At 34.9% G+C, this 10340-nt stretch carries 8 protein-coding genes; 7 read left to right on the forward strand and 1 reads right to left on the reverse strand.

From position 1 onward, the window contains the following. Nucleotides 1-335 precede the first annotated feature (335 nt). Entirely contained in the window at nt 336-698 is a 363-nt protein-coding gene (hxlR, locus tag JN080_RS18940) for a transcriptional activator HxlR (RefSeq protein ID WP_256237536.1), read from the reverse strand. A gap of 379 nt (nt 699-1077) precedes the next feature. On the opposite strand from hxlR, the gene JN080_RS18945 reads away from it, so the two are divergent. From JN080_RS18945 to JN080_RS18975, 7 genes are all read left to right on the forward strand, one after another. Then, complete coding sequence (locus JN080_RS18945; RefSeq protein WP_256237537.1) at nt 1078-1218, forward strand: hypothetical protein; 141 nt, start codon at nt 1078-1080, stop codon at nt 1216-1218. 595 nt (nt 1219-1813) lie between these two features. Further along, nucleotides 1814-2950, forward strand: coding sequence for an acyl-CoA dehydrogenase family protein (locus tag JN080_RS18950; protein WP_256237538.1), 1137 nt, complete (start codon nt 1814-1816; stop codon nt 2948-2950). Between the two features lie 664 nt (nt 2951-3614). Continuing rightward, on the forward strand, nt 3615-4247 hold the full coding sequence (gene hxlA / locus JN080_RS18955; protein ID WP_256237539.1) for a 3-hexulose-6-phosphate synthase: 633 nt from the start codon (nt 3615-3617) through the stop codon (nt 4245-4247). Between the two features lie 125 nt (nt 4248-4372). Continuing rightward, nucleotides 4373-4834 carry a cupin domain-containing protein gene (locus JN080_RS18960; RefSeq protein WP_256237540.1) on the forward strand — a complete coding sequence of 154 codons (462 nt, stop codon included), beginning with the start codon at nt 4373-4375 and terminating at the stop codon, nt 4832-4834. Between the two features lie 217 nt (nt 4835-5051). Then, entirely contained in the window at nt 5052-5465 is a 414-nt protein-coding gene (locus JN080_RS18965; RefSeq protein WP_256237541.1) for a cupin domain-containing protein, read from the forward strand. Nucleotides 5466-6671: 1206 nt separating this feature from the next. Next, complete coding sequence (locus JN080_RS18970; RefSeq protein ID WP_256237542.1) at nt 6672-7184, forward strand: hypothetical protein; 513 nt, start codon at nt 6672-6674, stop codon at nt 7182-7184. Between the two features lie 80 nt (nt 7185-7264). Then, nucleotides 7265-8278 carry a DMT family transporter gene (locus JN080_RS18975; RefSeq protein ID WP_256237543.1) on the forward strand — a complete coding sequence of 338 codons (1014 nt, stop codon included), beginning with the start codon at nt 7265-7267 and terminating at the stop codon, nt 8276-8278. Nucleotides 8279-10340: the final 2062 nt, after the last annotated feature.

Below are 10340 nucleotides of genomic sequence, written 5' to 3' on the forward strand. Positions count from 1 at the left end.
AAGTTACATAGTAACTATATAAGTAAAGTTCTTAATTACTTTGTGTCGAGAGGTGGACCTTGTGCAAATATATAGGGTGGATACTCTTATGTAGTAGGAAGTAACGGAAATAACGGAAATTAGTTCACTCCACGATTATAATGAGGGGAAATAATAAACACCAAAAAACTACAAGCATCAACCCGTATTGGGATTGTTGCTTGTAGTTTTTTGGTGTCGCTTAATATTAATTTTTTAATGTTAACTTGGTGAGCGTGTTTTTATACATAATTTTACGTATTTATACCTATAATCCCCTTTTGAAGCACGATCATAATAAGACTAGCCTTACTTTACTAGACAGACTCGGTTTTTTCTACCTGATTTTTCAAGACAGTCTCAATATAGTTTTTACCCCATTCATACATAGAATCGAGTATTGGCATTAGACTTTTCCCTGTTTCAGTCAGTGAGTATTCTACTTTAGGTGGTACTATGGGATAGACTTTACGGTGTATAATGAGGTCTTCTTCAAGTTCTCTTAGTTGACTAACAAGCATTCTCTGTGTAATTCCGGGGATGAGTGATTTTAGTTCATTAAATCGTTTGGTTCCCTCTTTCCCCAAATGCCACATAATTAGCATTTTCCATTTACCACCAATGATAGAAAGCGTCAATTCTTTCTCACAGTTAAATGTTTTGTCAGTAAGATGTCCCAATTGTTTCCCCCTCCGTTTCTTATAAAAATAAAAGTATATCTTTTAATACTATATAATAAAGAAGTGCGTACCTACAAATAAAATTTGTCAATATTATACTAATTGAATCAATTTCACAATTGCTACTTTTAAAATTGCTTAGATTAATCTTAGGTAGATTTATCGTTTTTTTTAAAATTAGGCAGCTATTTTTTGCTGGTTTTCTAACTGTTTATTGATTCGATCTACTGCCAGTTTTTAAGCGTTTGATAAAGATCCATTTATCTGTCCTCATTGCCATCGTGAAATGGATTTAGTTGAAATATGGCATGAGATTACGGATTTTTGTATCATTACATGGAGGATATGGAATCCATTAAAAGGATCAGGAGGAATAATCTTGACCAAAGACAAAGAACTGGATGAATTGAGTCAGGCATTTTTGGAATCGATAGATAAGGATGATCCATTTGGTTTAAATGAAGAGATAAAAATAATCGCTTTCAATTTTAGGATTGTGGTAAAGAAGATGGGGTTTTAGGATATGTTGTTGAAGAATTTCATTTTGATTTAAAAGAAGATGAAGAAGTGGAAGTAGTATGTCCATTTTGCAATGGAACAATGGACGTGCGAGAAAAAACCCAAGTATATAGTCTTCATTTGGGATTGGATTTAAGTCGCGTTAGGGATTTTGTTCTTTGTTGCGTATAATTCAGAAATCCATTAATCATTGTACTTTGGTTAATGGATTTCTCGTTGTCTGAAACCTCTGATTAGAAACCAAAATGGCGTCTCTAATAAGAAGGGTTTCCTAATTATAGATAGAGTCTAACCCATTACTCTATTGTCACAATAATGGATTATAACAATATAACCAGGCTGAATACTTTCTGGTGGGTCTTGTAAAAAGTACCATGTGTAAGAAACCGGTTGTGACAGTAGTGAGTTCTATTTACAGCAAGCCGCCATTCGACTCTTTAAGAGAAACGAATGTTTTTTTTCTGGGGTTCATTATATTTTGAATATTTTGAATTGACATTCTTTTGTATATGGTAAAATGGATGGAGATGTTCCCCATTTTACCATATACATTCCTACTGTAAACAGACGATAGGTTGAGAGAAGGGAAAAAAGATATGACTGCTACTACAGATGTCCGAAATAAAATAATGACTAAATTAAAAGAATTGACACCTGATTTTCAGAAACGGGAAGGTGAATTGGACGAATTGAACTCATTTCCCTATCAAAATGTCAAAGAGTTGAAGGAAATTGCGTATACAACATTAACTTTGCCTAAAGTGTTAGGCGGCGAAGGTATTTCTTTAACGGAGTTCCTTACTTTTCAAGAGCAAATTGCAAAAGGATGCGGATCGACAGCATTATCGATTGGCTGGCATATGGGAATAATACTAGAATTTGCTGAACATAATCACTGGAAAAAAGAGCTGGTTCCCCTATTAAGCAATGAGATTCAGAAAGGAGCGCTGATTAATACAGCTGAAAGTGAACGCAATGCCGGCAGTCCATTAAGAGGAGCAAGGCCAACGACAACGGCCGTTTTATCCAGCGACCAGCAGTATTATATCATTACAGGTGAAAAAACATTCACCTCAGCATCGCCTGTACTTGATTTCATCTTCGTGACAGCTACACTGGAGGACGGCAAAATTGCTACTTTCCTCGTTCCGAAGAGTTTAAAGGGTGTCTCCATTCGTGAAACATGGGACAGTGTGGCACTGAGAGGAACTGCCAGTCACGATTTAATTCTTGATTATGTCGAAGTCCCAGTCAACTATTTGATGGAGTATTCGACTCATGAAAATAAAAATCGCAGAAAAGGCTGGCTGCTTCATATTCCCGCATGCTACCTTGGTATTGCAGGAGCTGCACGTGACTATGCCGTTAAGTTTGCCGCTAATTATGTACCGACAAGCCTTGGAAAACCAATTGGAACACTACCAAACATACAGCAGCAAATTGGTGAGATGGAATTGAAATTGCTTTTATCCAAACAGTTTTTATTTGGTGTTGCTGCTCAATATGAAGAAAGTCCGCAAAAGGATTATAAATTAGAAATTGCCGCAGTAAAAACCTTTGTAACCAATCAAGCAATCGAAATTGTTGACTTAGCCATGAGGATTGTAGGAGCAAGAAGTCTGTCTCAACAAAACCCTCTTCACCGCTATTATCAAAATGCCCGAGCAGGGCTGCATAATCCACCAATGGATGATATTACACTTCAAATGCTTGCTGAAAACGCCTTGAAATAAATGGATGGTGACTGTTCCCCATCCATTTTCTGTATTTTTCATTTTTTGACTTGATTTCAATTTGCGAAGCCGCAAGGCGAAGTATAGGTGCTGACGCCTTTTCCAGTGCTGGAAGGAAGGTACATTTAATCCATCATGTACAGAGTTAGTCAATACATCCCATAAATAATGCCAAAAGCTAAAAATAGTTTCGTTTTGAATATCATATTAATCCTCTTTCTATTAATTTGTTTTACATGTAAATATTATTTACTAAGAAGTAAATGTAGTATTTGATTACCAAGTAATCAATATATTAGTTTGAATAGTAATAAAGTTCAAATTATTTTTCGTTGTAAAAAAATTAGTAAAATACTATTGTAAACTTGATAGTATGCTTAAAAGCAGAATTCATAAGGCTTTGGACGAATTAAATGGAAAATTTCTTATATTACTGTATTTTGTCACTGAAATATAAAAGAGGACGGAGAATGGAATTTTAAAATTGAATTAGGACTGAGGAAAGAAAAGCTAAAATCGATTTTTTTAAACATAATTTTATATAAAACTTCATTATGGTATATATTTAGATACTATATGAAAAAAAAGTGCATACTTTCTTTTCTGAAAATTGCCACTTATAATAAAAATTGTATCAAACAAACCAATAAGAGGTGAAAAATTTATGAAACTACAATTAGCATTAGACCTTGTAAACATTCCAGAAGCAAAAAGGCTAGTAAGAGAAGTAGAGGCGTATATTGATGTGGTGGAAATTGGCACACCGGTTGTTATCAATGAAGGCCTTAGGGCTGTAAAAGAAATTAAAGAAGCCTTTCCTAATCTGACCGTATTAGCAGACCTAAAAATTATGGATGCAGGTGCCTTTGAAGTTATGAAAGCATCTGAAGCGGGTGCTGATATCATCACAGTACTAGGCGCAACTGACGATTCAACTATTAAAGGCGCAGTAGAAGAGGCTAAAAAACAAGGGACAAAAATTCTAATTGATATGATCAATGTAAAAGATCTTGAGAAACGTGCAAAAGAAGTGGATGCTCTTGGAGTAGACTATATTTGTGTACACACTGGTTACGATCTTCAAGCAGCTGGAGAAAGCCCATTTGAACAGCTTAAAACTATTAAACGTGTGGTGAAAAATGCGAAAACAGCTGTTGCAGGGGGCATTAAATTAAATACATTGCCGGAAGCCATTAAAGCACAGCCTGATCTTGTCATTGTTGGCGGAGGTATTACTGGACATGATGATAAAAAAGCCGTAGCTTCCCAAATGCGAGAATTAGTTAAACAAAGTTAATGTAAACTATTTCCTTATAATATTTCGAAGGTTTTTATTTTCATGATTAGCTAAAAATGCTATTATATATCAAGATGACAGAATATTTATAAAATTTTGTATTTATTGAGTAACAATAGTATAAAATGAAAGCTATTAAAAGAATAATAGAAAAACTTAATGGAGTGAAAAAGATGAGTGAGAAAACAGTAGAAAAAGCAGAATTCAATTATTTAAGTAAAAAACCTGGTGTCCAGTTAATTAAAGCAGGCACATATAAAAAGATAGAATTAAATAAAGTGTTGGGAATCCCGGCGGTTAAAAGCCAAATTATTGATGTGCCGATTACTTCAAAAGAAAATGCATTATCATTGGGTTACTTCTCCATGCAGCCTGGAGAAGAATTCGAATTTACGTATACATTCTTAGAAGTGAAGACTGTTTTAAACGGAAAAATTGTGATACGTGATGACCAAGGGAAAAAGTATGTAGCAGAAGCAGGCGATGTATTAATTTTCAGCCCAGATACAACTGTCATTTTTGATGGTGAGAGCGATGGGGATGCCATTTATACAGGGCATAGATTACCTGAACCATTATTTATGTAAATTGGGATCCAAAACAAAAGTCCCAAAATTAAACGAATTTACAAAGAACTGAATCTTTGTAAGAAAACATAATCAATTTGCGGGTTATTCCGAAAGTAGTACGAGTTCCATGTGAAGAAGATATTCTAAATAAGTTTAAACCTATTTAGAATACAAGAATTTTTCAGAAAATGTAAGCGGTTAGAAAAACAATAAAAACCTAAATGGAGTGAAGAAGATGAGTGAGAAAACAGTAGAAAAAGCAGAATTCAATTATTTAAGTAAAAAACCTGGTGTCCAGTTAATTAAAGCAGGCACATATAAAAAGATAGAATTAAATAAAGTGTTGGGAATCCCGGCAGTTAAAAGCCAAATTATTGATGTGCCGATTACTTCAAAAGAAAATGCATTATCATTGGGTTATTTCTCCATGCAGCCTGGAGAAGAATTCGAATTTACGTATACATTCTTAGAAGTGAAGACTGTTTTAAACGGAAAAATTGTGATACGTGATGACCAAGGGAAAAAGTATGTAGCAGAAGCAGGCGATGTACTAATTTTCAGCCCAGATACAACTGTTATTTTTGATGGTGAGAGCGACGGAGATGCCATTTATACAGGACATAGATTACCTGAACCATTATTTATGTAAATTGGGATTTAAACAACAGATCCAAAATTAAACGATTTTACAGAGAACTAAATCTTTGTAAGAAAACATAATCAATTTGTGGTTTGTTCTGAAAGTAAGACGAGTTTCCAAGTGGATTAGACATTCTATAGCGGTGATACACACACCCTATAGAATGTTCCAGAAATTATTTGAAACATAATATTGATGGCTTTTCCCGCAAGAGTTCAAAGGCATTAAAAAAGGAGTGCCTCCCCGAATTCTTGAAAATTGTAAGTGACCAAACGAACACAAACAAGAATAGAAAAGAGGCTGACTCCTTTGTATATTATACCACAAGGAAGCCTGTTTAACATACAAGATTAATATGAATAAACGTTTTGGAAGCGGTTATTCATACTTTACAAAGTCAGTTATCGAGCGCCGACATAACTTAATTACCCAGATATGATTGTGCACTGATTGCTCGTATTCAAGAAAGAATAATGATAATTAAAGATATAATCAAACGCTTTACTTAGAATTTTATATTTCGTTTGGATTGCGGCATTCTGTTTCCCAGTCACATTTCATCGCAATCATCCATTTCCCATCTTACGTATAAATTAAGTGAATCCAATTCTCTCGAATTGACACAAGAATCTCTATTCCACCAAGCCATTCACGAAGGATTTGTTTGTGATGAAGCTGTAGACATCGATGCAGCTCACTTTGAGTCCCGAGACCGTTCCACTCCACAAGAGAAAAAATCAAAGCGCGACCAAACAACGGGGACATTTATGTTCAGATCTATCATAAGATAGGCTTTTTTATACCCGTATGTGATTTGTAGGGGTTACTTTCAAAGGTTAAAGTCGGATTTAGACTCTGAGATTCACAAGGACAACAATACCACGTTACGTATATAAGAAGCATAATATAAGATTATTCCCAAAAAGGGGAAGGAGTCCTCTAACTGTGCACACTATAAATACCATGAGCTATGCAGATTTTGATTTCCAGGTTGAAAATAAAACCGCCTCCTTGGAAGACATATTTCCCGGGTTCAATGAGAAAGATCGTATTGGAGTCGTGGTACGACAAGCTGGTGGAGGCATGGGTGCAAGCGTTCTGCTCATGTCAGCGTTAACACGATTCTACGACTTTCATCGTCCTCTGTTGAGTGACGATCCTGGTAAGCTGAGAATCTATCCTGAATTCTTCGTCTTCCATGTAGGACAAAGCCACATGAACCATTCTTGGATGGATGTTTGGCCACCACACAAGGAAGTTTTGGTCGAGGACGACCCGGAGCAGATATTAGAGGCGATTAATGATCGTGGCATAACACGCCTGCTCGTCGAGGATATGGTACCTGTATCTCCGACGTTCTTAAGGGAGACCATTAGTAGTGCCCAATACCGTATCGTTAGTGCTTTGGCATATTCTCCTACTGGACGTGTTAATCAGGCTGATATAACAATAATGAGCTGTTCAGCTGCAGAAGATAATGTCCTGGACTCTTTGAATAGGTCGGACGAGCTGTCCGAAGAAGTAAAAGAGCAGTTACGGAGGGGACGCCAATCTCTTTATGTCGGCGGTCGTGTAACAGAGACTTATCGCCGGATTGAACTATCCGATGCCCTTCAGATGCTCACTCATACTACTGACCACGGAATTACTACACGTAGTTACATGGATATTCTAGGAAATAACCCAATATATACCACTAGTATTGAATCAAATAATTTAAAAATCTAACTATTAAACTAAAATCTATTGAATGCATTTTTGGTAAATACAAGGGTAATGTTAGTAATTTGGAAAAGGGGTATATTAAAATGTATGCAAAAAATATTAAAGATGCAAGGAAAGGTGTAAGCCAAGGGATTATTTCTGCAGCTTCCTGGGGAATAAATACAGTGGTAATTGGTATCATATTAGAGAAAACACCTTATATAGATACTAAACAAGCCATTTTACTCGCTCCATTTGTAAGCTCATTTATGCATGATTTTTTCTCTTCTCTATGGATGCTCTTATTTATGCTTGTGAAAGGTGAATTTAATCAAGTAGTAAAGTATTTAAAAACAAGGAACGGAAAAGTTATTGCTTTAGGGGCGGTGATTGGTGGACCTGTAGGGATGACATGCTATTTTCTTAGTGTTAAGTATATAGGCCCAATTTATACAGCAAGTATTACTTCAATATTCCCTGGGGTAGGTGCTTTACTTGCATTCATTTTTTTGAAGGAAAAAATGAACAGAAGAACTTGGTTTGGTGTTCTGTTAAGTATAATCGGAGTTGTTGTATTAGGGTATATGCCATCAGAGGCTAGCGCCAACCACAACTTTGTACTTGGTATATTGTTTGCTTTAGGTGGTGCTTTAGCATGGGGACTTGAAGGAGTGATCTGTGCTTGGGGAATGAAAGGTGAGGATGCTGATCCTTTTCAGGCAGTTACCATAAGACAGACAACATCTGCACTGTGCTATGCAGTAATAATAACACCATTTATTCATGGATATTCGTTAACCTTTGAAGTCTTGTCATCTACGGTAGTATGGTTAACAGTTATATCAGCTTTACTTGGATCCATTTGTTATGCTCTATACTATAAATCAATTCATTTAATCGGTGCTGCTAGAGGTACATCACTTAACATTACTTATGCCGCTTTTGCTATTGTCATCCAAGTAGCATTTTTGGGAACGCCAGTTAGCCTTCAGCTTGTAATAGGCACGTTGGTAGTACTTTATGGTTCTATCCTTGTATCAGGAAACCTTAAAGAGTTAATTCATATATCCGATGATTTTGATAATAATGAGGTAGAAGCATCAGAAATATCAGGGTGATTTGATACTCCACAGCTAAAGATGATAGGATAGGCGAAGAATTATATTTTGTATCGCTGACGTGCAAAATTGCGGTGACCTATCTATCACCCCGTATTCAGTGCATATATTTGATACGATATTCTTTCTGTTATCTAGTTAAAACAAAAAGCCGATTTTTCCTACGATTATGGAAGGAAGAATCGGCTTTTGTTCGTTTATTTTGCTATCGCTATCCGAGAGTGGAGCTTGTTGGTGTAATGTAAATCAGGCTCTTTCTTAAAAAGAGGACGGTTCATCACTCGCAGAATCTTTGTTTCTAATGATTAACAAGGGAACGAACCCGTATCCCTGATCTAACGAATGCTAAAGTCGGAGGAATAAAATTTGGTGATTATGATTTTCTTCTTTTTCTTCCCATTTTGTGAGTTTTTGATATCGGTGAAATCAGTTAATTACCCAAACGGTTCTTCCTCAGAATCAAAAGGACACTCGTCAAGCACATCTTCTTCATCAAGTTATTCCTATACAGCACGTAATTTTCAAATATTTACATAGAGGCAAGATTAATGAATGGCCAGACAGTATAATGATATTCTGCTTTCGATCATTAGTTTGATAGGCAATGACGGTTTCTATTTGCTCCCTTTAGTTTGTAATGAATGAAATAATTACTTTTTGTTAAGGTTCGATTTAATGTAAATCTATTTGTTACGAATCAATTTTTTAGAAAAGAGCTGTTAGCATATTGTCCTAAAGAGATACCAGTGTATGAAGAAGATGATTGGAATAAAATTAGATTTCTTTTGTGCTAATCGAGTGGAGTAAGTTGAAGGAAAGAAATTTTTGGGGAGGATGTAGCAATGTAAAGAAAAAATAGTTTGTTTGTAGCAGAGTTAACCTTTCTTTACTCAATAATGTAAGATTATATATTTTTGCTATTTTATATGTTTGTCATTTTAACTGTTCATAAAAGTACACTTTTACGAACGGGTTGTATTTGTTCAAAACAGCACTGTAACATATAGCGCTAATCTAGATAAATCATGGATATGTAAATTGGAACTTTAATTAATAAATAAGTAACTTTGCAAAAAAAATAAGGGCACGAAGATATGCGCCTCTACGGAATTAACTGGTTGAAGGTCAGTATTTGTAATTATATTATGGCAAACGAAATATTAATCTTGGATATTAGCCTATTAGATGAAATTATTTGAGCAAGGCATTTTATGGAGGAAATTAAGAAAGGTGATTATTGCCTTGCTCTCATATAAGCTTGCTCTATTAGTATGATATTTAATACAGGATATGGCTAATGTCTAGTTGGTCTCAATATTATGAGATAAAACAAAAAGAGTTGCCCTGGATAGCAACTGATTAAGAACGATTTTTTCTCTTCCGAATTGCAACTAAACTCCATACGTAAACAGTACCGAGAAAACTGTAAGGAGGGAGGAAAATTATCACTCTTTTTGTTTTTTATATATTTTCCCTAACAATATGGTGAGGGTCCTATAGAATCTGTGAATTCATCAAGATGAATTTATATCATACTTAGATCGTAGATTTTTGCCTAATATTGCTGCCGCTAAGGCATTTTCTACAGGTGAAAAAAATAAACCGGCACTATTAAATTGATTTAGTAGCGCCGATAGCTCTAGTGATAACATTAAATTCGGCCGTCAGATCAATATTAATATGATGTATTTAATAACAATGTCGATATAGAAAACAAATATAAAGATAACATAATAAATATGATATACAAATAATTTATCATATATGTTGCTATATATTTTAAAGACATAATAAAAAGTGGGATCATCTTTAACAACTAATCTGATTTTTTTATAATTAATACACAACGAACTAGAGGCTATACATAAACAAGATAAATACGTTAAAATGCGTATTTTCAGTATCCTGGAATTTAAACAAATTTACCATATAATTTTTAAAATACTGGTGGCATGATTTTTATATCGCAACCCTTCTTAGATAAGAGATTAACCATTTCCCTGGTTATTAATAAATCAATTGTGGGGCTTATGGTTAAATCAAGGAAAGAGCTAAGGTTGAA

Source organism: Bacillus sp. EB600, assembly GCF_024494385.1.
GTDB lineage: Bacteria > Bacillota > Bacilli > Bacillales > Cytobacillaceae > JAEVLT01.